A 25,439-nucleotide genomic window follows, 5' to 3' on the forward strand; every position below is an offset into this window, starting at 1 on the left:
TAGTCCAGGTCATCGCACTTCGGTGGGTTCATGGGCATCACCCCCTTTGGAGAAGCTTGGCTAAGCACTCTCCTCCTAGCACACAGAAGAATGTCCAGTCAACTGCAACTGCGTAACTCCTAATCAAATCAAGCGCCTTTCGAGGGATTCTCAAAGGCTAGCTCGAGCTCTCCTTCTTCAGCCTGGAAGCCCACCCGTTTGTGGCTCCCATCGCAGAAAGGCTTTTGTGCCGAATGACCACAGCGGCACAGGGCTAGTTTGGCCCGTTCCAACACCCGCTTTTCTCCGTTGAGGGTGAAGGTCGTGCCTTGGGGCAGGTCGAGCACCAAAGAGCCATCCTTACGCCAGCGTAGCTTCATGAATAGAGCGTACCAGTTTTTCGGGTTGTTCCTGCTGGGGCAGGTGTCCGCAGGCAGGTATGCCGTAGAGCCGGGCACCAGGAATCCACTGGCCGAGCCGCCGGCCCGCCTCGAGGGGAATAAGAGCATCTTTTTCTCCCCATACCACGGTGGTGGGAGCCTTAATCCGGGCAAGCCGGGTGGGTTGGGGCCATCCTTTTAGCCCTTCCCAAACCAGCCAGCGAAAAGTGGAGAAGAAGGCCCGGCGCTGCTCGTTGCTCCAGACCCGGTCCCAGACCCGCTGGCGCAGGAAGTGGCGTTCCTCTGGGGGGAGGGCCTCGAGGTCGTAGTAGTAAGGGCGCAGGCTTTCATAAGCGGCCTCCCGGGAGCGACGGAAGCTGTTGTAAATACTTTCTCCCAGGCCCGGCAGCAGGAAAGCAAGCTGCACCCGGTTTAGGCGGCTGGGCAGTGGAGGGCCGTTGACCAGCACCAAGCGGGCGACCTTCTCGGGCCGGCGCAGCGCCAGCCGTAGGGCCACCCCAGCCCCCATGGAGTTGCCCACTACCACAGCCTGGGGTATGTGTAGGTTTTCCAACAGGGCGGCGGCCACATCGGCGAAAAAGTCCAGGGTGTAGGCCCGCCGAGGGTGATCCGAGCGGCCAAAACCGGGTAGGTCGGGGGCCACCACCCGTCCCAACCCCATCAGCAGAGGGAAGACCCGGCGCCAGGTGTCGGCCTCGTCGCCTAGGCCATGCAGCAGTAGAAAGGCCGGGCCCTGAGGGCCCGGGCCGGAGTCGTAGAGATGCAGATTGACGCCACCCACATCGAGCCTACCCTGGTAGGGTTTTAGGTTTTGCGGAATCTGGAACGAAAGGGTCATAGGCCCAGGCCCAGTATACCCGCGGTTCCTTACAGAGCTTCTGCCAGGCGCCGGAAGACCTCGGGTATTGGAGGCGCAGCCCCGCCATTGGCCCAGCTAAAGCGGAGGTCGATCAGCCCCCCCGGCCCCACCCCCATGCCGTTGGGGAAGAGGGGAGTGTAGTCTGGTGGTTGCGCCACGCTTTCCCCGCCAAAGACCTCGCGGAAGCGGGTGACCTCGGAAGGGTGACCAAAGTGGAAGGCGTAGGTATGGGCCCCTTCCTGCCACAAGAAGCGGGGTTTGTAGGGCGGCAGACTTAGTTCTCCTGGGCGTCGCAGGAAGATTGAGGCCCGCCCCGGGCGCAAGCGCAGGGTGACCTCGAGGGCCTCTCCCAAAGCGCCAAAGCTGCCCATAAAGGGGCGTACCAGGTCGTAGCCCTGCACATTTTTTACCGTAAGCCCCCCCGCTTGCAGGACGTGGCCCTTAGGCGAGCGGAACTTTAGCCCCAGTACCTCGCTGCCCAAAAAAAAGGTTTGGGCAAAACCGCCCCGCTGGAGCCAGCCATCCAGTCCCCCGGGGAGTTCAACCGGGGGGAAGGGGGGAAAAAGCCCAGGGGGAAGGGCGTCCCAGACCTCGAGCAGCCGGGTCTGGCCGGTGGCGATGAGGTACTGGTCGGCGAGGGAGACCTGCAGCACACCCACCCCCCCATGCTACCGGCTGGGCTTTCAGCGGAACAACCCGCAGCGCTCGGGGTAGGGGTTGGGCATTCGGCCAGGGAGGGTATCAAAGCCCATAGCGTAGCCGGCTTTCATCTCGGGCCAGTCCGGCAAAAAGGGCTCGCCATTGCGGGCAAAGTGAAGCCACTGGGACTGGAGGGCCTGGGCCAGGGGGCGCGAACGTTCCAGGGCCTCGGCGCTCAGAAAGAGCAATAGAGCAGGCCAGGTGCGTTCGGTGCCAAAAAGCAGGGGTAGCTCGATGCCGTGGAAGCTGCCCAGCCCCTCTAGCACTGGCGAGCGCCAGCGCACCAGGTAGGCGTAGGTGGGGGCATGGGCAGCCTGGGCCACCCCCGCGGCCAGGCTGGGGCAGAGCAGGATGCGGTCGGTCTGGAAATAGGCCCAGGCCTCAGCAGGGCTTGCGTAGCGGGCCTGGTAGTGCTGGGCAGCCTCTTTTCCCCGTCCCGACAGTTTTTCCTCGGCCCGCCGGGCAAACTCGCCCCAGCTAGCAGGCCCGTTCAGGCGGTCGCCCCAGGCCTCCTGGGCCGTAGCCCCTACGATGAGGGGAATCCCCGCAGCGCGCCCCTCCTGAAGGGCCTGCAGGGGCACTTTGTCCAGCAGCACGCCGTCTAAGTGGGGTTTCCAGGGCACCTCGGCAAACTCCCCGGCCTCGACCCTCTGCAACAGGGCCGCGGGGCTACGCTCCTCGGGGGGAACGATGCGCTCCAAAGGAATCCGGCGCAAGCAGGCCAGGTCGTGGGTCTCGCAGCCCATTTGTGCGGCCCACTTTTGGCCGGCCTGGAAGCCCTGCGCCAGGGTGCGCACATAGGTGCACCCCCCCGATTGGAGGATGGCTTTATGAAACAGGCCCTGGGCCTTGGGGCTAGCCAGCAGGGTGCAGACCGCCATTCCCCCCGCCGACTGGCCGAAAAGGGTCACGTTGTCGGGGTTGCCGCCGAAGGCCGCAATGTTGCGCCGGACCCAGCGCAAGGCCTCGAGCATATCCATCAGCCCATAGTTGCCGGTGCTGCCCTGGGCATCCTCGGCCTGCAAGGCCGGCAGGGCCAGCCAGCCCAAGGGCCCCAGCCGGTAGTTGAAGCCCACCACCACCGCCCCCTGAGCGGCCAGGGCGGTGCCATCGTAGAGGGGCTCGGCCCAACCCCCGCCCGTGAAACTCCCCCCGTGAATCCAGACCATCACCGGGTAGCCTTCCGGGGGTGGGGGGGCTAAGGGCAGCCAGACCCCCAGGTTCAGGCAGTCTTCGTCCTGCGGGGGCAGGTAGCCCCCCAGCCGGGTGGTGAAGACCCCCCGCTGGGGGCAGGCCGGGCCGGGCTGGATGGCGCGGAAGACCCCTTCCAGGCGCAAAACCGGCTGCGGGGCCTGCCAGCGCCCAGCCTTGGCGTAGGGAATCCCCAGGAAGTAGGCCACCTGGGCCTTTTCATTGACCCCGCCTTGCAGGCGGCCCTGGGGGGTCAGCACGAACACCGACTGACCCCAGGCCACGCCCAGCAGAAAACCTGTAACCATCATCCAGCGCATGGTTGTATTCTGCTAAATAAGGGAGTCTCAAGGCTGTGTCCGGGGCCAGGGTGCGGGTTCAAGCACCCTCTACAAAAAGACTGGCAAAAGCGACCTTACCAGAGGTAGAGCAGGGCAATCTTGATGGGGTAGCGGTCGGAGGTGGCCACCTCGAGGGCTACCGGGTCGAGGTAGAGCCGCCCGCCCAGGCCATAGGCCAGGCTGAAGCCGCCTTTGAAGCCTAGTCCAAGATAGCCCGAGATGGCCCCACCGGGAATCTCGAGGCTGGCTACCGGCCCCAGGTGGAAGCCGAAAAGGCTACCTACGGTGTTAAAGCTCAGGTCCAGCCCCAAGCCTGCTGAAAGCGAAAGATCGGCTACGCTGAGCGCTGGCAGCAGGTTGGCCTTAAAGAGGGCCCAAACCTCCAGGGCATTGAAGCTGGTAGGCACGATGGCCTCGAGGTCCAACCCCGTGTCAATCCCTAGCGGGCTAAAGGGCAACCCTAAGCTGCCCTGCGCTACCAGCCCACGCCCGATGCCGAAACCCACCCCTAGGGTGTTTTCGGGATAGGCCGGGGCCTGGGCAAAGGCCAAACCAAGCACCAGAGTTAGCAGAGCTAAAAGTTGCTTCATGGTTCCTCCAAAGCTGGCTTCATCATAACAGATGAGGTACGAGAGATGCCGTCGAGGCGCGTAGATTTGTAACGCTCCCAATAAGTGTGTAGATAATATGCAAGTGTACCCAGAAATAAAGTACACATTTTCGGGGGTGTCGCTTACCTGGATATACACGCAAAGAAGCGCGCCATTTGCCCGCATACTCAAAGAGCAGGAGGAAGACATGGCCACACTGACCCCTGAGATGAAACTGGAAGCCGAAAAGCTCCGCCGCGAGTGGGAGACCAACCCGCGCTGGAAGGGCATTAAGCGCGATTACACCGCCGAGGATGTGGTGCGCCTGCGCCCTAGCATTCTGCCCGAGCAGACTTTGGCCAAGGTGGGGGCCGAGCGGCTGTGGGAGCTGTTGCACACCCGCCCCTATGTCAATACCTTTGGGGCCTACACCGGGGCTCAGGCGGTGCAGATGGTCAAAGCTGGCCTCGAGGCCATCTACCTCTCCGGTTGGCAGGTGGCTGCCGACGCCAACCTGGCCTGGCAGACCTACCCCGACCAGTCGCTCTACCCGGCTAACTCGGTGCCCCAGGTGGTGCGGCGCATCAACAATGCCCTGATGCGGGCCGACCAGATTGAGCGGGCGGAGGGCAAGACCGGTCGCTACTGGTACGCCCCGATTGTGGCCGACGCCGAGGCCGGTTTTGGCGGGCCTTTGAACGCTTTTGAGCTAATGAAGCAGATGATCGAGGCTGGCGCCGCCGCAGTGCACTGGGAAGATCAGCTCTCTAGCGAGAAAAAGTGCGGGCACCTAGGGGGTAAGGTGCTTATTCCTACCCAGCAGCACATCCGCACTCTCAACGCCGCCCGGCTAGCTGCCGACGTGATGGGGGTACCCACCCTAATCATCGCCCGTACCGATGCGGAGGCGGCTACCCTGCTCACCAGCGACATCGACGAGCGCGACCGGCCCTTCGTTAAAGCGGGTGAGCGCACCCCTGAGGGGTTCTACCGGGTGCGCAATGGCCTCGAGCCCTGCATTGCCCGTGCCCTGGCCTATGCACCCTACGCCGACCTCTTGTGGATGGAGACCAGCACTCCCGACTTGGAGGTGGCCCGCAAGTTTGCCGAGGCTGTGCATAAGGAGTTCCCCGGTAAGATGCTGGCCTACAACTGCTCGCCCAGCTTCAACTGGAAGAAAAACCTCGACGATGAGACCATTGCCAAGTTCCAGCGCGAGCTAGGGGCCATGGGCTACAAGTTCCAGTTCATTACCCTGGCCGGCTGGCACAACCTCAACTACCGCACCTTCGAGTTGGCCAAAGGCTACAAGGAGCGCGGCATGAGCGCCTTTGTGGAACTGCAACAACTGGAATTCGCCGCCGAGAAAGAGGGCTTCACCGCGGTCAAGCACCAGCGCGAGGTGGGCGCGGGCTACTTCGACGAGGTGCTCATGGCCATCACCGCGGGCCAGGCTTCCACTGCGGCTCTGGCCGGCTCGACCGAGGAAGCTCAGTTCCATTGAACCCTGCAGAAAAGGCGGCGAGGCTATTCGCCGCCTTTTCTAGCTGCCTCTCGGCTGGGCAGTGAACTTCCCGACCAAAGGGAGCGTCCCCTTTTGGGAGAGAGGGTCTGTCCTTATGCGTGGGGCCACCGGGGCTGGGCTCAGTCCCGGCTAATTTCGCCAAGCCGCGCTGGGAGGTTGCGCGGGGCAGCCTGAAAGCTCAGAGGGTTGGCAGGTATGCGCGAGTCGCGCCCGCCCTGGCGGATTTCGCCTTGAAGGGCGAAGCTTACTCGAGCCGCACTGTACTGGGCTTGCAGGGGGGTGGGTGGGGGGACTGGGCAGGGCTGCCGGATAGCTAGGCCCGACTCGTCGAAGCCCAGGCACTCCTCCAGGCGTACCACAAACCCGCCCGGCTGCAGATAGTCGGCCAGCAGGTTGCCGCTGGAGCGGCTCAGGGCGGTGGGGATGGTCTGGGGTAGACCGTTGGGCAGGCGGGGTGTATTGGATTCCAGATACTCCTCGTACACGTACAGCAGCCATTTATCGTTGTTGGCTGGGTCGGGGCCGGGGTTCTCCGCTCCGCTGGCCCGGCCCACCACCCAGCCGCGGTTTAGGGGGTAGATCATGATGAACTTGACCCGTTGGTCGGCTCCGGGCGGCTGGAGCAGGGCAATGGCGGGGTCTTGGCCAATGCGCCAGGTATTGGTGTGGGTGTTAGGGTTGCGTACGGTGTACCCCCCGGAGCTGCCGATGGTAAGGGTCACTCCGGGGGGATACACGAATGCGGCAGTGGCGATATAGTCGCTTACCAGGTTGCCCGCATTGCGCAAATCCTCGGTGAGGAGCTGGTTATTTTGCACAAAACGCAGGCTCTCGCTGCCGCTCTTCAGGCCGCTGGCAATCAGGGCCAGGATGGCCACCCCGATCAGCGCGGCAATGAGCATTTCGATGAGGGTGATACCGATGTTGCGCATAGGTTCTTTACTGTGGCGGCAGGGCGATCTCGGTGGAAAAGCGGAACATGCGCTCTTGTGGGCCGGTAAACTCCAGGGTTGCCCGCCGCAGGATCACCCGGTTACCAATGCTTTGGATGTCCTCGAGGCGAACGGTGGGGTTGCTAAACCCCCGGGGGGGGTTTAGCTCGGGTAGTGCTCCCGTGTGGAAGGCCGCCTGGGTAGCCCAGGCAGCCCGCAGGTTGTCGAAATAGCTGCGGGCGTAGGCTTGGGCTTGGGTGTCTATCTGGGCGTTGCGGGTAAGGGTAAAGCTCGAGCCAAAATAGCTCAGGATCAAGATACTCAGGGACAAAATGGCTAGCGCTACCATCACCTCGACAAAGGAGAACCCCTTAGGGCGCACGTACCACCACCTTTCCCGTACTACCCACGATGTGCACGTTGAGTTCCCGGTTGCCGGGGCCCCGCAGGGTATAGGTACGGTTAGGAGCGTTCACTACCCCATAGGGAGCGGTAAAGGTCACGGTTCCCCCACTGGGCACGCGCTGGAAAACCACCCCTGCGGGCAGCGACTTAGGGGACAAGGAGGCTAGTTCACTGCTGTGGCCCACCCGGTAGGTGCTTTCCCCCTCGTTGGCCTGAAAGGTGAAGTTGACCGACTGTCGACGGGCCTGCTGGCGGATGTTGAGTAAGTCCGCGTAAACCTGGGTGGCTGCCTCGCGGATAATCAGGTTTTGTTGGTAGGTGCGCAGCGAGACGAAGCCCACCCCTAGCAGGATGCCCAATACCACCAGCGCGATTAAAAATTCCACCAGGCTCAAGCCGCGTTTGACCAAGGCTTTCATTGACCCACCACTTCCCAGACGCCGCGGTTAAGCTGGGCCTGCTGCCCACCGGGGAGGCGGGGCCGCAGACGGGCATCGTGGTAGATGTCCAGCTTGACCGGAGCCAGCACCCCGGTATCAGCAGCTACCAGGGCCCCGCGCAAATCCCAACGGCCCTCCAGGTTGTAGCCGCGCCCGTTTTGAATCACGCTGAAGATGGCGTTGGCCGAGTACAAAAGCCCGTCGGTGCGGAAGGCTCCAGCGGGACGGGTGCGAGCACTGGCGTTCCAAAGGCGTTTGAGCGTGGCGTTGTCGAAGACGCTCGAGGTCAGGGCGTAGCGCGGCATGGTTTGGAGGAAGGCCACCTGGGCTTCGGTAAGCGCTACACTGCCCAGGGAGGTTTCGCCGTTGCAGGTGTGCACTCGGGCCCCTGCGGTAAGGGTTTGGTAGGTGTTGTAGTTGGCGGGGTCGTGGTTGCAGCCCTCGGCAAAGTAGACTTGATCCTCGCCGTAAGTGTAAAAGCGGGGACGGTAGCTACTGTCGCGCAGCCAGCGCTGTAGCTCGCTGCGGTTGAAGTTGGTGACCTCGGTGAGGGCCAGGTTGGGCCGGTACAGGGGGCTCTCCTGCCAATCCACTCTGGCCCCGCTACCGCAGCCCGGCTGCTGGGGGTTTTCGCGGCAGAGGCTCAGGGGAAGTTGCAGGCGGTTTGCTTCCAGCAGGTTGAGGTTTTCTGCTTGGAAAGTGTCGATGCTAAGGAAGTCGCCCATCAGCATGTTGCCTCCCGCGATCAGATTGAGCTGGGGCAGGCGGCTGGGATCGCGGTAGTCGCAGGGCTGGAGGCTATTGTCCTGGCCGCAGTCGTAGACCAAATCGCCCAGGATGTACACGTTGCCCCGGGCCAGGATGGTGCCGTTGCCGCGCGCACGCCCCCGAATGACCACATCGCCGTTGATGAAGACCGTGCCGGAGAGGGTGATGGGGGTGGTGCTGCCGTCGATGATGACGTGGCTGGGGTTGAGGCCTAGGGTCCGGGAGTCCAGGGTCTGCACCCCGCCGCTGGGCCAGTCGGGGCGGGTGGGGTTGACCAGGATGGCCGCCCTAAGGTTACCCGCGCGGTAGCTTGCATTGCCGTTTTCCAGGCTCGAGCGCACCTCCGCCAGCCACTCTTCGTCGTCGATGAGGCGGTTGCCGTTGGCGTCGGGAATGGGTAAGGGGAAGTGGTCGGGCAGTTCGCCGTCGGGGAAACGGTTGCCAAAGGCGGCCAGGTCGTTGCGGGTGGGGTAGTTGTAGTAGAGGTTCTGTGGGGTGGCGCAGTGGCTGGGGGTGGCGCAGTCGGCGGGGGTGGGCCTTTGCCGCGTGGTAGAGCGAATGCGGGTCTGGCCGGGTTCCAGGGTGGTGAAGTACTGGCTCGAGGGCTCGAGGCGGCCACTGTACTGCTGGCGGACGGTACCCCGGGTGAGCAAGGCCCCGTGCACGGTACCCGCCTCTTGGTTGTCTCGCATGACCAGGCTTTCCAGCACCCCTACCTTCACCCGGCGCCACCAGGTGCTGGGGTCGTTGGGGTTGGGTTCGCCCCGCAGCGCATCCAGACTGCGTACCTCGAGGTGGCAGAAGATGCAGTCGGCCTTGTTGGTTAGGAAGGGGAAATCGAAGGGAAAAGGAGCCTGGGCGACTTGGAATATCTGACGTAGCCGGCGGGTGGTGCCGTCGGGTAGGGTGCCGGTGGAGATCACCGTGAGCTGAACAATAGGTTCGCCCGAAGGGCTAGAGGTATCGTTGCGCGAGACCTGCACCACGAAGCGGCTACCATCGCTTAGTGCCTGGGGTGAGCCGAACAGGTTTGGCAAAGTGGCGCGGTTAGGTAGCCCTATGCGATCCAGGGCCTGCTGGTAGGCTACCACGCTAGGGGAGCTGGCCTCGGCTAAAACTTGGTGCCATAACCGGGCTACCGCCCGCTCGAGGCCAGCCTCGGCGGCGAATTGGGCCTGCGAGGTGCGCAGGGCGTCTTGGGCGTTGCGCCGGTTGGAAAGGGAGGTCAGCATCGAGACGCTGACCAGGATAATCACGATAAACAGGAATACCAGGGTTGAAACTAAGGTAACCCCCTTACGGCTTCGCATCGAATCCCCCCGTTGCAGTAAACCTTTGGTAATGGTCTGCAATTACCTAGATTGTAACACCCCCTATTTAGGGGGTACAGGGGGTCCAGGCTGGGTTTAGCGCAATAGACCCAAGCTGCGGGCCCGCTCGAGGGCCTCCACCCGGTTGCGCACCCCAAGCTTTTCATACAGCCGCACTAGGTGGTCTTTGACGGTTTCGGGCGATAGACCCAGGTTGCGGGCGATCTCTTTGCTGGAAAGCCCCTGGGCCATCTGCTGGAGCACCTCCTGCTCGCGCATTGTGAGGCGGGGCAGCTCTGGGGCCCGCAGGCGGGGTTCCAAACCCTGGCTGAGGCGCCGCAGGCGTTCGGCCAGGGCCTCGGGAGGCAGTTCCTTCGACCAGTAGGCGTCGGCTCCGGCGTAGGCGGCTTGCTGGATCAAGACCGGCTCGTTGAAGGTGGTCAGCAGGACGACAAGCCCCAAGTAGCGTTTTTCCCGCAGCAGGCGGGCGGCGGTAATCCCATCCATCTGCGGCATGCGCACGTCCAGCACCACCGCATCTGGCAAGTGCGCTAGGCACAGGCTTAGGGCTTCCTGGCCGTCGTTGGCCTCGCCCACCACAACAAAGCCCTCGCGCTCGAGGGCTAAGCGCAGCCCCATGCGGAACAGGGGGTGGTCGTCGGCGATGATTAGGCGCATTTCCTACAGGCTAACACCAAAGCCTACCCTACAAGCCCTAGGGCTTGTAGGGTTCTGGGGCAGTTTAGTAGACCTGCTCGCGCTGGCCAAAGCTGAGAGGGGTGGCCACGCTCACCTGCACCACGCCAGTGGTGGGGAAGAACGGCGGGGCCCGGTCTTGCATACGGGGGTCGTAGGTAAACTGGCGGGCGTAACCAGCCGTCATCTGTCCGGTCGAGCTGTTGAACTGACCAAAAGCGCCGTAGTAGTACTGGATGATGCCTCCTTGCAAGCGGATGGAGCCGCGGGGAGAGATGGTGCTATAGTTCTGCACCGTTACCTCACCCCTCGAGGTCATCAACACCCCATGTACCGTCAGGTCTTGCAAAGAGGTGTTGGTACCGTTGCCCAGCAGGATGTCGCCATCCTGGCTGTAGACCCCCAGGATGTTGTCGGCGGAGAGGTTGTTGCAGGTGGGCCGGGTCACGGTGCTGCCGCTGCGGGCAAGGGTTCCCGTGCAGGCCGGGCTTTGGTACTTAAGGTCGCCCTGAATTTGGATGTTGCGTCCACTCCCCGCATTGGCCACGGTGATCTGGGCAAAGCTGGCCAGGGCCGGGGGAGCGGTGTTGGGGTTGTTGCTATCCGAGCGGGCCGGGCCGGTGAGGTTGCTGATGCTACCTTCGGCGAAGATCACCCCGTTGAAGCTGGGGCGCTCCACCATCCAGGTGCTACCCTGCTGCCGGTACAGCACCCCATCGGGGCCGTAGCGGTAGAGAAAGCGGTCGCTCCCGCTGCAGGCCGCCGTGCGGCAGACCTCGATGTACTGGTAGCTCGAGGTCGCAGGGGTGCAGACCCCAGAGCTGTTGCAGGTGGGACGGTTCCCGCTGGCGTCAGCAGCGTAAAGGGTCAGCCGCACCACGTTGAAGTTGAGGTAGAGCCCACCCACTATGGCTGCACCGCGCTGGTTCTGGGCGTTTTCTGGCATGGGGATAAAGGCTTCCTGCCAGTTGACCTTGGGGTTTCCATCGAAAACTGGAGCATGGGTGATGCCCCCGCTGGTCCAGGAAGGGGCATTGGGGTTGGCCATCTGGGAGGGAGAAAGGAAGGTGGTGCTGTTACCCGAGCCAAAGTGCGCTCCGGGGCTGATTTCCCCGCTGCAGCTACTGGCCCCTGCGTTGCTGCAGCCGGCGCTGGTTACGTAGCCGCCAAACCAGGGGTTGAAGGAGAAGCGAAAGCGTTCGTTGGTGTGCACCGGCCCATCGAACAGGGTGCTGGCAGTGAACCAGACCCCGGTATTGGAGCGGGTGCGGTGCCGATTGGTAAACAGGGCATAGCGGGCAAAGCTACCGTTGGTCAGGAGAAAGCGGTACTCGCCCTGCACCAGCACGTTGCGCTGGTAGGGGGTGCCAGGCGAGGCGGTGACCACCATCACGTATGGCAGGGCGTAGCCCTGCACCTGGCGGGTGAGGGGGGTGGCGGGGTTGTTGTCGTTGTCCACCACATAGCCCGAAGGAAGCTGGGCGGCACTGGGGAAAGGCTGGCCACAGGCTGGGCTGGTGGTGAAGTGGATGCGTACCTGCACGGTAGCGCCAGAGCCATCTGGGGCAAAATTTTGGCTGCAGATCATGCTGTTGACACTGGTCTGCAGGTTGGCGGCCAGAGTGGCCAAGCGGCTCGCCACGGTGGCTGCGTTGGGCAGGGTACCGTTGCCGCCGTAATACCATATGTCGCTGGTATTAATGCCGCCCATGCTGGGGTTGGCCGAGCGCACGATGGCTTCCAGGCTGGCCCGCACGTCGTTTGAGAGCAAGGCCGAGGCAGCCACCGCCCCACCGCGGGCCAGGTTGATGGCCTGGGCCATGGCGCTGTTGTCCCGGCTGGTGCGCAGGTCGTTCATGGTGCGGGTAAAGATGAGGCCGCTGACTACGCTTAGCAGCAAAATGACGGTTAGGGCCACCACGATGGCGATGCCCTGGGGCTTCATGGATTGCATAGGTTCACCACCTTTGCTTGGTAGTAGAGGGTGTTAATCATGTCTACCTGGCCGGTATAGGTGCGCTCCACGTTGCGCCCCTGCAGGGGAACCTGGGTGCCCAGGGTAAACTGCACCCGCCGCAGGGAAAACTCTGCTCCCCCACTGGTGAAGTAGGGCTGTACCCGCCCGCCGACCAGATAGCCCGTGGGGTTGCGCTCCTCGCTGATGGCGCTGCTGGTGCGCCGCTGGTAGACATAATCGATGCGAAAGTTGCTTATATCGAAGGCTACATCGGTAGGGGCGGTATCGCCCTGCACCCGGTAGATTAGCTTTCGGTTGGCCGCATCGTAACTGTAGCCCATCAGGTTGACCACCGCGGCCAGGGTTTCGGAGGTGGCGCTGACGGGCAGGTTGTTACAGGTGGTGGTGAGGCCAAACAGGTTGAGGCCGCTGGGTACAGGCAGGCTGCTGGTGCGGGTGATGACCGCGTTGCCGTTGCCATCCACCACCACCAGCCGGCTGCCTACGGGAACCTCGGTAGCGAGGGTGGCAGAGTTGCTTACCAGGGTAAGGGCGCTCCCCGCTACGGCACTCACCGAGTACCCAGCGCCACCGGCCACCTGGGCAAAGGAGATGCTGGTGGGGCTGGTGTCAAAGGGCGTGTGGGTCACGATGGCAAAAGCTGCGGTGCGCAAGTCCTGGCTCAGCACCTCCAGCACCCGCCGGGCTTTGTTTTGGGCCGCACTGATGGCCTCGTTGGACTGGTTGAGCTGGAGACCCTGGATGCTGGTGTTAAAGGCAAAGGCCATCACAATGACCAGCACCGCCAGGGCCAGCAGAAGCTCGAGGATGGTCAAACCTTGAGAACGCACAGAAACCTCCCCTAGTTGATGTTGGTCACGATTTCGCTGCCGGCTGCGGCGGGTGAGGGGCCAATGATGCTCTGGCGCACGCACTGCTCGCCTTCGGGGCTTTGCCAGCAGACCTCGATGCGGTACTGGTGAATCTGCCAGCCGCTACCTGCCCAGGAGGGGGTACCCTGGTTGGCGATGCGGGCGCGGTAAAGGTTGATGTTGCCGAACTGCTGTTCGGCAGTGAGGCTGGCAAAGCCAGTGCTGGGGTTGCTGAGCTGGCCATAGCCCCACTCGAGGCTGCCGCCCACCGCGGGCAGGGCCCGGTCGTCGGCCTCGAGGATTTGCCGGCCCAAGAATATGCCAAGCTGGTTGGCCTGAGCCCGACCTCCCACCACGCTGGTCTGGCGCATGTTGCCCACCAGCAGGGTGGTAAACAACCCCAGTACGATGGCCAGGGCCCCTGCTGCCACAATCACCTCGATAAAGGTCAGACCCCGGTTTCTCATTGCCGGCGCACCTCCCCGATGAGGGTAGCTGTAAGGGTGTGGGTTCGCCCGTTGGCCGAGATGGTGAACTGGCGGTTGGCTGGGAAGCTACTGGAGAAGTTGACCTTGCCCGGCGAGGTGAAGGTGGCCAGGGTTCCTTCGCTCAGGCTACAGGTGACCCCGCTGGGCAGGGTTACGCTGCGCAGTACGCTGCCATCGACCTGGGACTCTACCCGCAGGGTGTTTCCGCTGCGCACTAGCAGGAAGTTGGTGCCGCCCCGGCTGGCCGCTGCGGTGGCCCCCTGCCAGAAGAGCTGGCGAATCTGATCCACGGCAGCCGCAGCCTGCTGGCGCTGGCCCAGGGTGCGGAACTGGGCGATGCCGATCCCGGCTGCTACCCCCAGAATGGCCATCACAATCAGGAGCTCGAGCAGGGTGAACCCCAGGGGCCGCCCCGTTGATGGATGGGTTTTCTTTAACTCTAGCCCTTCAGACATACCGCCTTTAGTTTGGGGAAAGCAGGCTGAGTCGAACACCCCCTGTTGGGGGTTAGGGCGTTACATAGATATGGTTACTTGCATTATGCCAAGAGGATGTTTGCGCGTGTGGGGGCGGGTTTGGTGGTTATTGATATGTCTGGCTGGGGTGGGTCAAATCTCACACAGCCACAGCCTGAGCCGGGTGCCCTGCCCCGAGGAGGCCAGGTTTTCCAGCCGTCCTCCGTGTACCTCGGCCACCCGGCGGGCCACGTACAGCCCCAGCCCGGCGCTGCCGGCCCGCACCCCCCGCAGGCGTTGGCTGCGGAAGGGCTGGGAGAGGGTTTCCAGGCTATCGGGCAGGCCGGGGCCATCGTCCTCGACCTCGAGCCAGCCCTCTCCCGCCCGCAGCACCACCCGGCTTCGGGCATGGCGCAGGGCATTTTCCACCAGGTTGGCCACGGCCCGCTCGAGCAAAAGCCGCTCGGCCCGGGCTTGCCCGGCCCCTTCAATCTCCAGCCAGAGGCCGCGCTTTTGCGCCTGCTGGGCGTAGCGCAGGCGAAAATCCTCCAGAACGGAGCGCAGGTTGAGGTTTTCCGGCTGGATGCGCTGGGCCTCGAGGTGGCTGGCGGTGAGCAGGTTTTCCACCAGCTGATAGCTCCGGTTCAGTTCTTCCTGCAGGGTACGCAACATCTCCTTGCGCTTTTCCGGCCCGATTTTGTCGGCTTCCTCCAGGTATTCCAGCGCCCGCAGGCTGGCCAGCAGGGGGGTTTTGAGGTCGTGGGTCAGGGCGGCGTAAGTGGCCTCGCGGGCCTCGAGCAGCGCGCGCAGGTGATCCAGCACCTCCTCGAAGCCCTCGCGTAGCTGGGCGATCTCGGCGGGGGGACGCTGTTTGGGGGTAGGGAGGGATAGCTCGGCCAGGGTGCGGTTGGCTCCGCGTAGGTAATACAGGCTGCGGGTGAGCTCGTCCACCGGCTGGAGCAGGGTGTGGGCTAGCCCATAGCCCACTCCGGCAGCCACCAGGGCCAGCACCCCCACCCAGGCCAGCAGGAAAAGCGAGGTTTGGGGGGGGCGCTCTGGGTTGGCCATCCAGAAGGTCAGCACGATGACCAGGTTGGGCACAAAGGCCAGCAGGCCGATGACCCAGGCCAGTTGGTGCTTGAGCGGCATGGCCTTAGTTTACGCTTTGCCCCAGCCTGCCAAGACCGTCCTTGAGCCAGAGGCCCTCTCTGTGTAGCCTGGGGGGTGGTATGCAGTCCGACACCACCGCGCGTCTCCTCATTACCTGCCCCGACCGCCCCGGCATCGTGGCGGCGGTCTCGAACTTCCTCTTCAACCACGGGGCTAACATCACCGCTTTGGACCAACACTCCACCGATCCCGAGGGGGGGCTTTTCTTCATGCGCCTGGAATTCCAAACCCCCCATCTCGATGTTTCGCGGGAGATTTTGGAAAAAGCTTTTGCCGAGCGGGTAGCCGCCCGGTTTGAGATGGACTGGTGCATCGCCTATGCCGCTGATGTGAAAAAGGTGGCCATCCTGGTCTCCAAATACGACCACGCCTTGCTCGAGCTTCTGTGGAGGCACGCCAACCGTGAACTGCCCTGCCAGATCACCCAGGTCATCTCCAACCACGAAACCCTCAGGCCCGAGGTGGAGCGCTTCGGCATCCCCTATCACCATGTACCGGTGGATAAGGATCGCAAAGAGGAGGCCGAGGCCCGGATGCTCGAGCTGCTATCGGGCAGCGACCTGGTGGTCTTGGCCCGCTACATGCAGATTCTCAGCCCCCATTTCGTGGCCCAGTACCCCAACCGCATCATCAACATCCACCATTCCTTCCTGCCTGCCTTTGTGGGGGCCAATCCCTACAAGCAGGCCTATATCCGTGGGGTCAAAATCATCGGGGCCACCGCCCATTACGTGACCGAGGAACTCGACCAAGGGCCCATCATCGAGCAGGATGTGGCCCGCGTTTCCCACCGCCACGACGTAGCCGACCTGGTGCGCTTGGGCCGCGACCTCGAGCGCACCGTGCTGGCCCGGGCGGTGGCCTGGCACTTGGAAGACCGCATCATCGTCTATGGCAACAAAACCGTGGTCTTTTCCTGAGTCTCATAAACCGGCTTCACGTCGTCTTCACCGTGGCTTGCTACCTTGGAAGAAGGAGGTTTTTGAGATGTCTATGAGAAGCGCCTCGATTGTTTTGGGCCTCCTGCTGGTCGTGGGGGGTGGGGTGGCCTGGTTTAACCTAAGCAAAAGCCAGGCGCCCCTCGAGCCGACCCCCGCTGCTCAGGCGCAGGCCCAGTCCTTCGATCCCAACCGGGCCCTTTTGGAAAACGAGCGCAACACCATCGAGGTGGTTCAGCGTACCGGGGATGGCGTGGTCTTCGTGGCGGTGCGCAGTGCCCCAGCCAGCCGCGACCTGGGGTTTTTTGCCCCCTTCTTCCAGCCTCAGCCCCAGGAGGGCACCGGCTCGGGGTTCGTGATAGACCAAGAGGGGCATATCCTCACCAACTACCACGTGATTGAGGGGGCCGACCAGATCACCGTGCGTTTCCACAACGATCCCAAAAGCTATCCCGCCCGGGTGGTGGGCCGGGCCGAGCCGCTGGATATGGCCCTGATTCGGGTACAGGCCCCGCGCGAGAAGCTCAAGCCCATGCGCCTAGCCGACTCCGACCAGGTGCGTGTAGGGCAGAAGGCCATCGCCATGGGCAACCCCTTTGGTCTGGAGTTTACCGTTACGGAGGGCATTGTCTCGGCCATCCGGCGCAACCCCAACGACGGCAGTGCCAGCGGCAAGGGGGCCTTCGTGCCCACCGTTATCCAGACCGATGCCGCCATTAACCCCGGCAACTCGGGGGGGCCTTTGCTGAACTCGCGCGGGGAGGTCATTGGCATCAACACCTTCATCTACAGCACCACTGGAGTTTTCGGGGGCCAGGCCCAGTCGGCGGGCATCGGTTTTGCCATTCCCATCAACCTGGCCAAGCAGTACCTGGCCGACCTCAAGGCCGGCAAGGACATCACCGCCGAAGAGATCATCCGCTCGAGGCCCCGCCTGGGGATCACCCTTTCCCTCCTGCCCATGAACCAGTACCCCGAGAATATCCGCCGGCAGAACCGCCTGCCTGAGACCGGTCTCATGATTCAGCAAGTAGAGCGCGGCGGTCCGGCGGAGCGGGCCGGGCTGCGCTCCGCGACGCGCAGCGTGCAGCTTCAGCTGCGCAGCGGCCAGGTGATTGAGCTAGGGGTGAACGGGGATGTGCTGCTCGAGGCGGATGGCAACCCCATCACCAACATCAACGACCTGCGGGCGGTGTTGCTCTCTAAGAAGCCGGGCGAGGCGGTCGTCCTCAAGGTCTGGCGCGACGGTCAGACCCGCGAGGTGCGGGTGGTGCCCCAGATTATCCGCTGATTTTGCCAGAGTGGGGGGCTCCGTTGGTACGCCGCTTTGTCGCCCTTTGGTGGGCGCTGCTGACCACGGTAGGGCTGGCCCAGTTCGACCCCACTCAGGCCTGGTTCACCCTGCGCACCGAGCACTTTGACATCCACTACCCCCAAGGCCTCGAGGCGCCCGCGCGAGAGGCAGCCTGGCACGCTGAGCGGGCTTACCGCCTGCTGGCCGCCGACTTCGAGCCTCCCCCCGGACGCTTGCAGCTGGTGCTGGCCGACGTGGGCGACGTAGTCAACGGCTTTGCCGACCCGGTCAACCTGGTGGCGGGCATCTACACGGCCCAGTTTCGCCTGGCCGATTTCTTCAACCCCCGGTTGGACTCCTGGTGGGAGGCGGTGGTCTTTCACGAGGTGGCCCACCTCTTCGACCTAACCCAGACCCAGGGGCCCCTCAAGGAGCGCACCCGCATCTTCGGCCAGCTTCCCGCCCAAAGCGCCATCAAGCCCTTCCCCTTTGTGGAAGGCGCGGTGGTGTATTTGAAGTACAAAAAGCTGGGCGAGTCGCGCCTCAACGAGGCCATTACCCGGATGTTCCTGCGCCAGATGGCCCTTTTGGGGGCATTCCCCAGTTTGGACGAGATTCGCCAGGCCTATGGCCGCACTCGCTGGCCCTACCTGGGCTTTCTGGTCTACAACTATAGCGCCTGGCTGGTGCGCTACCTCGAGGAGCGCTTCGGCCCCGAGGCCTACACCCGCTTCAGCCGGGTCAACGCGGGCATGCTGGCCCTGAAGGATTTCAACCAACCTTTCCTAAAAGCCTTTGGGGTCTCCCTCGACCAGCTCTACGCCGATTTTGTGCGCTGGTTGCCGGAGCAGTTTGCTGAGGAGATCGCCCGCATCCGTGCCCAAGGGCTAACCCCAGCCGTCCGTCTTAGCCAGCTAGGGTTTTTCAGTCAAAGCCCCACCGATTCGCCGAGTGGCCTGGTGTATGCCCATACTTCTCCTTGGCGCAGCGGCCTGCGCCTGGTGCAGGAGGGGCAGGACCGTGAGCTGTGGAGTGGTGCGGCTCAGTACCCAGAGTGGTCGCCCGATGGGCGCTATCTCTTGTTTGTGGCCCGCAGCGCCCAGGGGCCCTACCGGGTGGAGAGCGATCTCTACCAGTACGACTGCTTAGAGGGCCGCGTGCGGCGGCTTACCCAGGGCCAGCGGGTCTACTACGCCCGCTACGCTCCCGATGGTCACAGCATCTTCCTGGCCCGCAACACGGCGGACGGTTCCACCGAGTTGGCCCGCTACTTCCCCGCGCTAAAGCAGGTGCAACCCCTGCGGCGCTTTCCCCAACAGGACGGGGTGATTCACTCCTTGGCGGTGGCTCCCGACGGCCAGAGCCTGGTGCTAGCCCTGCTGCGGCGGGGGGGCTTCCAGGACTTGTATCTGTACACCCTGGCCAGCGGGGCCCTTATCCCCCTGACCCAGGATAAGAACGTGGAGCGCGACCCGGTCTATAGCCCGGATGGGCGGTATGTGCTCTACAGCGCCGATGTGAACCAGGTCTACAACCTCTACGCCTACCGCCTGGAGGACGGGGCGGTCTTCCAGGTGACCAACCTGCTGACCGGGGCTTTTGAGCCCACGTTCGCCCACGACGGGCAGCACCTGATCTTCACCGGTTACGACGAAAGCGGCTACAACCTCTACCAAATGGCCTACCGGCCGGAAGCCTGGAAACGGGTGGTTTTGGCCCACGAGCCGCGGCCCTCCCCCCAGCCGGTGGCGGAAGGGCCACCGCCCGAGCCCTACGACCCCTGGCCCTACCTGGTACCCCGCTACTGGCTCCCCGTAGCCGGGGTGGGGGGCTTTGGTCTGAGCCCTCTTTTGGGGGTTTCTCTGTCCGCCGCCGACCCGGTGGGCCTGCATGGCTATGCCCTCGAGGCCGGTTTCGGTGGCGGGGGGGAGCTGTACTACAATCTGGCCTACCGCTATACCGGCCTGGGCTTCCCCCTCACCCTACAGCTTGCTGGTCTGGGACGCCACAATCTTCAGGGCTTGTCGGCCTCCTTCTGGCTACCCCAGGGCAGTCTGGGCCTGGGGTACCTGCGTTCGGACAGGCTCGAGCCGGCCCTCGACCCGGAGCGAAATACCGTCACCCACAGCTTTTCCTTGGGCCTACAGGGGGCCAGTACCAGCGCTAGCGACTTGTTTCGCCTGCGCAACAGCCTGCGTGTGGTGGGCACGGCCTTTGTGCGGGAAGGCCACCCAGACTGGCAGTACAGCTTGCAGGCGGCTTTAGGCTTCCAGTTCAGGCTGCCCCTAGAGGAGGCTCACCTGGTTGGGCTACGCCTTGGGGGAGGTTGGACCACCTCACCTTTGGCCCTGGATGCCTTTGACCTGGGAAGGGGCCTGTTGGGGCTGGGGAGTGCCCCAGTGCTGGCCGTGCGGGGCTACGGGCCAGGCCAGCTCCGGGGGGCCCAGGCCCTGGCCGGTGCGCTGGAATACCGCCTGCCCCCCTGGCGCCTCGAGCGGGGCTGGGGCAACTGGCCCCTTTTCTTCGAAGACCTAAGCCTTACCCTATTCGCCAATGCCGGGGTGGCCGGTTCGCCTTTGGACTGGAACCAGATTCGCTTTTCCATAGGGGCTGAGTTGCGGCTGGGCCTGACGCTGTTTTATCTGGCCCCCGGCTACAGCCTGGTGTTGGGCGGGGCCCAAGGGCTGAGCGAGCCTGCACCGCGGTTTTACCTTAGTCTGGTTATACCGGGTTTGTAAGCGGAAAATCTGCTTTGTTCTGAAACTTTCCTGATACAAAGACGGGATGCTGAGCCGGACTGGAGGTCTGATGGCAACCCGTCGTACCCCTATCTCCCGTGTACCGTCCCACCTAAAGAGAGGCTTTCTCACTAGAGGGGAAGCCCTCGAGGCCCTCTGGCTGGTGGCCCCGGGGGTGGGCTTGCTGTTGATGTTCATGGTCTGGCCCACCCTGAATGCGTTCTGTCTGTCTTTTCACCGAGAGGACCTGCTGGGCAGGGAGCAGGTCTGGGTGGGTCTGGCCAACTATGCTGAGCTGCTGCGCGATTCGGCTTTCTGGCGCTCGGTGGGGGCCACCTTTGCCTTTGCCACTATTGTGGCCCCACTGCAGCTTTTGCTGGGCTTGCTGGCTGCTTTGATGGTGGCTCGCCCCTTTCCTGGAGTAGGACTGTTCCGCACCCTCTTCTTTCTAACGACCGCAGTGCCCACAGCGGTGGCTGCAATTGCCTGGGGATGGTTTTTGCACCCGGTGGGTGGAAGCCTGAACCGCTGGCTTGAGGCTTTGGGTCTCCCCGCCCAACCTTGGTTGACCAGCCCTGAACTGGCGCTGCCCACCTTGGCTGTGGTGACGGCCTGGGCTGGGGTGGGGTTCACCGCCATCCTGCTCACAGCGGGACTGCAACAGATTCCCGAAGACCTCTACGAGGCTGCCCGGATCGATGGGGCCAACGCCTGGACGCAGTTTTGGCGCATTACCCTACCGCTTTTATCGCCCACCTTGTTCTTGGTGGGCCTCCTTACCCTGCTCTCGAGCCTTACCGCCTTTGGCCAGATTCACCTGCTAACCCGGGGAGGTCCTATGGAAAGCACCACCGTCTGGGTTTATCGCCTTTACCAGGATGCGTTCTTCAATTTCCGCTTCACCTATGCTGCGGCCCAGGCGGTGGTTTTATTCCTGGTGCTGTTGCTGTTGGCGGCTTTGCAGTTCCGCCTCCTAGGTGGGAAGGTGCACTATGCCTAGTCTACCGCGTTGGTTGGCCCGTCCGCTTTTCTACCTGGCTTTGGGGGTATACGCCTGGCTTCTGATCCTGCCCCTGTTGAGCCTGCTTTCAGCCAGTTTCCGCAGCGAGGCTGACCTATACACTCCCGGTCTGTGGCCGCCACAGCCGACCCTCGAGGCCTACCGGGAGGCTGTGCAAAAACACCCGGTGGGCCGCTATCTTTTGAACAGCCTGCTGGTCTCGCTGAGCATCACCCTAGGGGTGCTGTTCACCTCGGCCACCCTGGGCTACGCCCTAGCCCGTATCCGCTTCGCAGGGCAGAAGCTGTTGTTTGGCTTTGTGGTAGCTGTTTTGTTGATCCCCGACGAGGTGACCTTTCTACCCCGCTACCTCCTGGTGCAGCAGCTGGGTTGGATCAATAGCTACGCTGCGCTAATCGTGCCTTTTCTGGCCTCGCCCCTGGGCATCTTCCTGCTGCGCCAGTTTCTCAAAAGCCTACCCCAGGACCTCTTTGACGCAGCCCGGATAGACGGGGCTGGCCACCTGCGCACCCTCTGGCATGTGGCCTTGCCCCTGGCTGCTCCGGCTCTAGGAGCCTTGGGAGCGCTTTCTTTCTTGGGGGCCTGGAACATGTACCTCTGGCCCTTGGTAGTGGTCAACCAGAACCAGATGAAGACGGCCCAGGTGGCCATCGCTCAGGTGCAAAGCGTAGAGGTCTCGAGCTGGAACGTGGTAGCGGCAGTGGCCATCCTAGTGCTGCTGCCTACTTTGCTGGCCTTTTTGCTCGCCCAGCGAACCTTCATCCGGGGGATCGCTCTAGGCGGGCTTAAGGGATAAGGGAGGAAGAGCATGAAGAAGCACGGGTTTGGTCTGCTGGTAGGCGTAGTGTTGGGCAGCCTAGGTCTAGCCCAGCAACGGGTGACCATCGACTTCTGGCACTCCATGGGTGGGGTGCTGGGCGAGGCCACCGAGGCTTTGGTCAAGGACTTCAACGCGGCACAGAACCGGATTACGGTTCGCAGCCAGTTTGTGGGTTCCTACGACGAGGGCCTAAACAAGCTGCAAGCGGCCTTGCGCGCAGGGGGGCAGGGCCGGCCCCACGTTATCCAGGTCTACGATATCGGGGCCCGTTTTATGGCCGACTCGGGTGCTGTGATACCGCTGGAGGATCTAGCCCGGGCCAACAACTTTGACCTCTCGCAGTTCGTGCCCCAGCCCCGTAACTACTACACGGTGGATGGCAAGCTTTACGGGTTGGCCTTCAACAGCTCCAATCCCATCCTTTACTTCAATGCCCGGGCCTTGGAGGAAGCAGGCATTCCCTACCGCAATACCTGGAGCCTGGCCGACCTCGAGACCGCTGCGCGCAGGCTGACCGTCAAGGACGCCTCGGGTAAGACCCTGCGCTACGGCCTCTCCATTCCTATTGATAGCTGGTTCGTGGAGCAGTTCTCCTATAACTCGGGCCAGTTCTTTTGCAACAACGAGAACGGTCGCAAGGCTCGAGCCACCGAGGTAACCTTCAACAACCCCGCAGCCGTGGCCTTCCTCGATACCTGGGCCCGGTTGGTACGGGAAGGGGTGGCGGCCAACACCGGGCGCAACTGGGCCGACAGCCAGAGCCTTTTCGCCCAGGGACAGGCCGCCATTGCCATCTACTCCACGGCCTCGCTGACCGGGGTGTTGCGTCAGGTGGGCAATCGCTTCCAGGTGCGCACAGCTTTTTACCCCTACCTGCAGGAGCGCAACGGCACTGCTATCGGAGGGGCTGCGGTTTATCTGATCCGAGGCTTCCCGGAAGCCGAAACCCAGGCAGCTTGGGAGTTTATCCGCTTTTTGCTGCGTCCGGAAATTCAGGCTAAATGGATCATTGGCACTGGCTACTTCCCGGTGGTGAGGGGGGTGACCGAGCTGCCCAGTGTGCGGCAGGCCTATGTGCGCCAGCCCAACTACACCACCGCGGTGCGGCAGTTGGAAACCTCCAAGGTCAACAACGCTTCGGCGGGTTGCTTGATGGGCGGGTTTACCGAGATTCGCCAGATTGTCCAGTCGGCCATTGAAGAGGCCCTGAGGGGCAAACCAGCCCAGCAGGCCCTTAGCGAGGCTAAAGGGCGAGCGGATGCGGTGCTAGCCCGCTACAATGCCAGCGTGCGGCAGTAGTTCTTAGAAACCCAGCGCAAGCGCGCCTGCTGCGCTGGGGTTTTGCTTACCTCGAGCCCTGCAAGCCTTGCAACGCCAAAGCGGCCTCGCGGTAGCTGGGCCGGTAACGCAGTGCACTTTGAAGATCGGCCAGGGCTTCCCTTTGCTGGCCCAAGGCTTGGCGGGCTAAGCCGCGCCAGTAGTAGCTCTCCTCGTGGTCGCCAGCCCGGCGCAGCACATCGTTGGCCAGGGCCACCATCTCTGGGTAGCGCCCAGTCTTGAAGTAAGCCTCGTAGGGGCCGAACTGGTACCACAGCATCCGCCAGGGCCAGGGGCTGGCCACATCAGCCGGTCGGCGCGGGTCGAGGTGGAGGTCTGGTGGGAGCTGGCGTGAGCGGTCGTAGGCCCTGGCCGCTTCCTGGGCCAGGCCCAGCCGGAGGTAGGCGCTGCCCAGGTTGAACCAGGCGAAGGCGTTGCCCGGGGTGCTCTGGCTTTCGTGACGGGCCACCTCGAGGGCCAACGACCACGCTGTGGCCTCGAGGCTGCGGCGGCCCAACAAGGCACTTAGGGCTGCCTCACGGCTTTTGGGATAGACCACCAGATAGGTGCGGTTAAACACCTGCCAAAGCCGGTCTAGCTCGCCATAGCGCAAGGTCACCTTGGGGCCGAGGTAGCTATCGAAGGCGTTGAAGTGGCCCTGACGCTCGTCGTAGCCCACCAGCAGGCGGTAGTGGCCCATCCCACCGTGGTCGGGGGTAATGAACCAGGTCTCGACCACCACCGGGAAACCCCCGGCCAGCAGACGCTTGAGCAGACCCAGGTCACCGGCCACACCCAGGTGCACCCCAAACCCTTGCTGGCGGGCATAGGCGGCCAGTTCCTCGGGGCTCACGTTTTTGTCGTTTTTGTTAGGCTTGAGTACCGGGGCAATCTGGTACTGGGTGGCCGGGCTACCCCAGAAGCTCAGGGCCATGCCTAAGGTGGCCGGGCCACAGTTGTTAAAGCGCTGGTACTCGTGGCGAGCCCCGCTCAGGAAAATGCTGGCAGGCTGGGCCCAAGCGGGCAAAAGAAGGAAGAAGAAAGTCCAGCCGAGGGCTTTTTTACCTGAAGTTGTCCGCATTGTTCCAGTATGGCCTATCCTAGCGCTGGGCCATGCGGTAGACCGTGCCCCGGTGGTCGATTACATACAGCTCGCCAGCCGCGTCCTCCCCGAAAGAGCTGATGTTCAGCTCGGTGCGCAAAACCTCCCGGCTTTGCCAGCGTCCACCCTGCAGGGTAGCCACCCAGATGCGCCCGCTCACGTAGTCGCCGTAGAAGTACGCCCCACGAAAGGCCGGCATGGCGTTTCCGCGGTAGCGATACCCCCCGGTAATGGAGCGGCCTTGGTCGTGGGTATAGGTGAGCACCGGCATCACCAGCCCCTCGCGGTTGCAGTTTTGCGGGGGGTTGTAGCAACGGTCTCCCTCCATGATGCGCCAGCCGTAGTTCTCGCCCCCCTTGCTGCTGGCGGGTTGGAAGTGTACCTCCTCTACAGCGTTTTGCCCCACGTCGGCAATCCACATGTCCCCGGTTTCCCGGTCGAAGCTAAAGCGCCAAGGGTTGCGCCAGCCATACGACCAGATTTCGCTGCGGCGTCCGGCCAGGACAGGGTTGTCGGCGGGAATGGCATAGGCCCGTCCCCCCTCGCTGCGGTTTACGTCTATGCGTAGAATCTTGCCCAGCAGGGTATCGAGCCGCTGTCCGGCGTTAAGGGGGTCACCTGCGGCCCCACCATCCCCCATGCCGATGTAGAGCATGCCATCAGGGCCAAAGGCAATCATGCCGCCGTTGTGGTTAGCATAGGGCTGTTCGATGGTGAGCAGAATTTGGGCCGAGGCGATGTCGGCGCGATTTCCGTTAGCCCGGTAACTGGCGATCACAGTGTGGCCCTGGCGGTTGGTGTAGTTGACGAAGAATAGCTGGTTTTGGCGAAAGCCGGGGTGAAAGGCTAGGCCCAACAGGCCGCGTTCGCCGCAACAGGAAACCAGATTTGTCACATCGAGAAAGGGCTCGGCTAGAAGGCGCCCGTTTTGCAGGATGCGGATGGTGCCGCCTTGTTCCACTATGAAGAGCCGACCGGTATCGTCGGGGGCGTAGGTGAGGAACAAAGGGCGGCTCAGGTTGTTGGCTACGGGAATCAGCTGGATGCTCTGGGCAGAGGCTAGGCCCAACCATACCAGGGCAGAACCGAGAAGGATTCGCATGCGCCTAGTCTAGCCAGGCTGAGTCTGAG

At 63.1% G+C, this 25,439-nt stretch carries 24 protein-coding genes; 7 read left to right on the forward strand and 17 right to left on the reverse strand.

Annotated elements, in window-relative coordinates; all coding sequences use genetic code 11:
- Positions 1–128: 128 nt before the first annotated feature.
- The 5 genes from G552_RS0104195 to G552_RS0104215 form a co-directional block, all read right to left on the reverse strand.
- On the reverse strand, positions 129–359 hold the full coding sequence (locus G552_RS0104195; protein ID WP_027881888.1) for a CDGSH iron-sulfur domain-containing protein: 231 nt from the start codon (positions 357–359) through the stop codon (positions 129–131).
- A complete protein-coding gene (locus G552_RS0104200) occupies positions 340–1,218 on the reverse strand; it encodes an alpha/beta fold hydrolase (protein ID WP_027881889.1) in 879 nt (292 codons plus the stop codon). The genes G552_RS0104195 and G552_RS0104200 overlap by 20 nt, the downstream gene beginning before the upstream one ends.
- A gap of 29 nt (positions 1,219–1,247) precedes the next feature.
- Entirely contained in the window at positions 1,248–1,889 is a 642-nt protein-coding gene (locus G552_RS0104205) for a DUF5639 domain-containing protein (protein ID WP_027881890.1), read from the reverse strand.
- A 33-nt stretch (positions 1,890–1,922) separates the two neighbouring features.
- The gene (locus G552_RS0104210; protein ID WP_027881891.1) at positions 1,923–3,449 is read right to left on the reverse strand and encodes a carboxylesterase/lipase family protein; all 1,527 of its coding nucleotides are present in this window, start codon (positions 3,447–3,449) and stop codon (positions 1,923–1,925) included.
- A 95-nt stretch (positions 3,450–3,544) separates the two neighbouring features.
- Positions 3,545–4,060, reverse strand: coding sequence for a hypothetical protein (locus tag G552_RS0104215; protein WP_027881892.1), 516 nt, complete (start codon positions 4,058–4,060; stop codon positions 3,545–3,547).
- A gap of 208 nt (positions 4,061–4,268) precedes the next feature.
- On the opposite strand from G552_RS0104215, the gene aceA reads away from it, so the two are divergent.
- Entirely contained in the window at positions 4,269–5,564 is a 1,296-nt protein-coding gene (gene aceA / locus G552_RS0104220) for an isocitrate lyase (protein ID WP_027881893.1), read from the forward strand.
- A 140-nt stretch (positions 5,565–5,704) separates the two neighbouring features.
- Here aceA and G552_RS0104225 read toward each other — a convergent pair whose 3' ends face one another.
- The 10 genes from G552_RS0104225 to G552_RS0104270 all read right to left on the reverse strand — a co-directional run bounded on the left by G552_RS0104225 (position 5,705) and on the right by G552_RS0104270 (position 15,057).
- Positions 5,705–6,517 carry a PilW family protein gene (locus G552_RS0104225; RefSeq protein ID WP_027881894.1) on the reverse strand — a complete coding sequence of 271 codons (813 nt, stop codon included), beginning with the start codon at positions 6,515–6,517 and terminating at the stop codon, positions 5,705–5,707.
- 7 nt (positions 6,518–6,524) lie between these two features.
- Complete coding sequence (locus G552_RS0104230) at positions 6,525–6,899, reverse strand: prepilin-type N-terminal cleavage/methylation domain-containing protein (protein WP_027881895.1); 375 nt, start codon at positions 6,897–6,899, stop codon at positions 6,525–6,527.
- Entirely contained in the window at positions 6,889–7,341 is a 453-nt protein-coding gene (locus G552_RS0104235) for a type II secretion system protein (RefSeq protein ID WP_027881896.1), read from the reverse strand. The genes G552_RS0104230 and G552_RS0104235 overlap by 11 nt, the downstream gene beginning before the upstream one ends.
- Complete coding sequence (locus tag G552_RS0104240) at positions 7,338–9,440, reverse strand: pilus assembly PilX family protein (protein WP_027881897.1); 2,103 nt, start codon at positions 9,438–9,440, stop codon at positions 7,338–7,340. The genes G552_RS0104235 and G552_RS0104240 overlap by 4 nt, the downstream gene beginning before the upstream one ends.
- 96 nt (positions 9,441–9,536) lie before the next feature.
- Positions 9,537–10,118, reverse strand: a complete 582-nt coding sequence (locus tag G552_RS0104245; RefSeq protein WP_027881898.1) for a response regulator transcription factor — start codon at positions 10,116–10,118, stop codon at positions 9,537–9,539.
- Between the two features lie 64 nt (positions 10,119–10,182).
- Positions 10,183–12,090, reverse strand: a complete 1,908-nt coding sequence (locus G552_RS0104250; protein WP_051195673.1) for a DUF4900 domain-containing protein — start codon at positions 12,088–12,090, stop codon at positions 10,183–10,185.
- Positions 12,078–12,944 carry a hypothetical protein gene (locus tag G552_RS0104255; RefSeq protein WP_027881900.1) on the reverse strand — a complete coding sequence of 289 codons (867 nt, stop codon included), beginning with the start codon at positions 12,942–12,944 and terminating at the stop codon, positions 12,078–12,080. The genes G552_RS0104250 and G552_RS0104255 overlap by 13 nt, the downstream gene beginning before the upstream one ends.
- Before the next feature lie 11 nt (positions 12,945–12,955).
- Entirely contained in the window at positions 12,956–13,432 is a 477-nt protein-coding gene (locus tag G552_RS0104260) for a type IV pilus modification PilV family protein (RefSeq protein WP_027881901.1), read from the reverse strand.
- Positions 13,429–13,908, reverse strand: coding sequence for a prepilin-type N-terminal cleavage/methylation domain-containing protein (locus G552_RS0104265; protein WP_027881902.1), 480 nt, complete (start codon positions 13,906–13,908; stop codon positions 13,429–13,431). Before G552_RS0104265 ends, G552_RS0104260 begins: the two co-directional genes overlap by 4 nt.
- Before the next feature lie 153 nt (positions 13,909–14,061).
- A complete protein-coding gene (locus tag G552_RS0104270; protein ID WP_027881903.1) occupies positions 14,062–15,057 on the reverse strand; it encodes a sensor histidine kinase in 996 nt (331 codons plus the stop codon).
- A gap of 80 nt (positions 15,058–15,137) precedes the next feature.
- Here G552_RS0104270 and purU point away from each other — a divergent pair, with 80 nt between their 5' ends.
- The 6 genes from purU (at position 15,138) to G552_RS0104300 (ending at position 23,188) form a co-directional block, all read left to right on the forward strand.
- Positions 15,138–15,998, forward strand: coding sequence for a formyltetrahydrofolate deformylase (gene purU / locus G552_RS0104275; protein ID WP_027881904.1), 861 nt, complete (start codon positions 15,138–15,140; stop codon positions 15,996–15,998).
- Positions 15,999–16,065: 67 nt separating this feature from the next.
- Complete coding sequence (locus G552_RS0104280) at positions 16,066–17,307, forward strand: S1C family serine protease (protein ID WP_027881905.1); 1,242 nt, start codon at positions 16,066–16,068, stop codon at positions 17,305–17,307.
- A 23-nt stretch (positions 17,308–17,330) separates the two neighbouring features.
- The gene (locus tag G552_RS0104285) at positions 17,331–20,048 is read left to right on the forward strand and encodes a PD40 domain-containing protein (RefSeq protein WP_036270247.1); all 2,718 of its coding nucleotides are present in this window, start codon (positions 17,331–17,333) and stop codon (positions 20,046–20,048) included.
- A 70-nt stretch (positions 20,049–20,118) separates the two neighbouring features.
- Positions 20,119–21,048, forward strand: a complete 930-nt coding sequence (locus G552_RS0104290) for a carbohydrate ABC transporter permease (protein ID WP_051195677.1) — start codon at positions 20,119–20,121, stop codon at positions 21,046–21,048.
- A complete protein-coding gene (locus G552_RS0104295) occupies positions 21,041–21,865 on the forward strand; it encodes a carbohydrate ABC transporter permease (protein WP_027881908.1) in 825 nt (274 codons plus the stop codon). The genes G552_RS0104290 and G552_RS0104295 overlap by 8 nt, the downstream gene beginning before the upstream one ends.
- A gap of 12 nt (positions 21,866–21,877) precedes the next feature.
- Entirely contained in the window at positions 21,878–23,188 is a 1,311-nt protein-coding gene (locus G552_RS0104300) for an ABC transporter substrate-binding protein (protein WP_027881909.1), read from the forward strand.
- A 46-nt stretch (positions 23,189–23,234) separates the two neighbouring features.
- On the opposite strand, the gene G552_RS0104305 is transcribed toward G552_RS0104300, so the two are convergent.
- A complete protein-coding gene (locus G552_RS0104305; protein ID WP_051195674.1) occupies positions 23,235–24,287 on the reverse strand; it encodes a C39 family peptidase in 1,053 nt (350 codons plus the stop codon).
- 19 nt (positions 24,288–24,306) lie between these two features.
- Positions 24,307–25,410 carry a PQQ-dependent sugar dehydrogenase gene (locus tag G552_RS0104310; RefSeq protein WP_027881911.1) on the reverse strand — a complete coding sequence of 368 codons (1,104 nt, stop codon included), beginning with the start codon at positions 25,408–25,410 and terminating at the stop codon, positions 24,307–24,309.
- Positions 25,411–25,439 lie beyond the last annotated feature (29 nt).

Source organism: Meiothermus rufus DSM 22234 (genome assembly GCF_000423425.1).
In the GTDB taxonomy this organism is placed as follows: domain Bacteria; phylum Deinococcota; class Deinococci; order Deinococcales; family Thermaceae; genus Meiothermus; species Meiothermus rufus.

What these genes read in the sequence shown, in the direction of transcription:
- G552_RS0104195 (WP_027881888.1), bottom strand. Translation starts at nt 359, where the DNA reads ATGAAGCTACGCTGGCGTAAGGATGGCTCTTTGGTGCTCGACCTGCCC.
- G552_RS0104200 (WP_027881889.1), bottom strand. Translation starts at nt 1,218, where the DNA reads ATGACCCTTTCGTTCCAGATTCCGCAAAACCTAAAACCCTACCAGGGT.
- G552_RS0104210 (WP_027881891.1), bottom strand. Translation starts at nt 3,449, where the DNA reads ATGCGCTGGATGATGGTTACAGGTTTTCTGCTGGGCGTGGCCTGGGGT.
- G552_RS0104215 (WP_027881892.1), bottom strand. Translation starts at nt 4,060, where the DNA reads ATGAAGCAACTTTTAGCTCTGCTAACTCTGGTGCTTGGTTTGGCCTTT.
- aceA (WP_027881893.1), top strand. Translation starts at nt 4,269, where the DNA reads ATGGCCACACTGACCCCTGAGATGAAACTGGAAGCCGAAAAGCTCCGC.
- G552_RS0104225 (WP_027881894.1), bottom strand. Translation starts at nt 6,517, where the DNA reads ATGCGCAACATCGGTATCACCCTCATCGAAATGCTCATTGCCGCGCTG.
- G552_RS0104235 (WP_027881896.1), bottom strand. Translation starts at nt 7,341, where the DNA reads ATGAAAGCCTTGGTCAAACGCGGCTTGAGCCTGGTGGAATTTTTAATC.
- G552_RS0104240 (WP_027881897.1), bottom strand. Translation starts at nt 9,440, where the DNA reads ATGCGAAGCCGTAAGGGGGTTACCTTAGTTTCAACCCTGGTATTCCTG.
- G552_RS0104245 (WP_027881898.1), bottom strand. Translation starts at nt 10,118, where the DNA reads ATGCGCCTAATCATCGCCGACGACCACCCCCTGTTCCGCATGGGGCTG.
- G552_RS0104250 (WP_051195673.1), bottom strand. Translation starts at nt 12,090, where the DNA reads ATGCAATCCATGAAGCCCCAGGGCATCGCCATCGTGGTGGCCCTAACC.
- G552_RS0104260 (WP_027881901.1), bottom strand. Translation starts at nt 13,432, where the DNA reads ATGAGAAACCGGGGTCTGACCTTTATCGAGGTGATTGTGGCAGCAGGG.
- G552_RS0104265 (WP_027881902.1), bottom strand. Translation starts at nt 13,908, where the DNA reads ATGTCTGAAGGGCTAGAGTTAAAGAAAACCCATCCATCAACGGGGCGG.
- G552_RS0104270 (WP_027881903.1), bottom strand. Translation starts at nt 15,057, where the DNA reads ATGCCGCTCAAGCACCAACTGGCCTGGGTCATCGGCCTGCTGGCCTTT.
- purU (WP_027881904.1), top strand. Translation starts at nt 15,138, where the DNA reads ATGCAGTCCGACACCACCGCGCGTCTCCTCATTACCTGCCCCGACCGC.
- G552_RS0104280 (WP_027881905.1), top strand. Translation starts at nt 16,066, where the DNA reads ATGTCTATGAGAAGCGCCTCGATTGTTTTGGGCCTCCTGCTGGTCGTG.
- G552_RS0104290 (WP_051195677.1), top strand. Translation starts at nt 20,119, where the DNA reads ATGGCAACCCGTCGTACCCCTATCTCCCGTGTACCGTCCCACCTAAAG.
- G552_RS0104295 (WP_027881908.1), top strand. Translation starts at nt 21,041, where the DNA reads ATGCCTAGTCTACCGCGTTGGTTGGCCCGTCCGCTTTTCTACCTGGCT.
- G552_RS0104300 (WP_027881909.1), top strand. Translation starts at nt 21,878, where the DNA reads ATGAAGAAGCACGGGTTTGGTCTGCTGGTAGGCGTAGTGTTGGGCAGC.
- G552_RS0104305 (WP_051195674.1), bottom strand. Translation starts at nt 24,287, where the DNA reads ATGCGGACAACTTCAGGTAAAAAAGCCCTCGGCTGGACTTTCTTCTTC.
- G552_RS0104310 (WP_027881911.1), bottom strand. Translation starts at nt 25,410, where the DNA reads ATGCGAATCCTTCTCGGTTCTGCCCTGGTATGGTTGGGCCTAGCCTCT.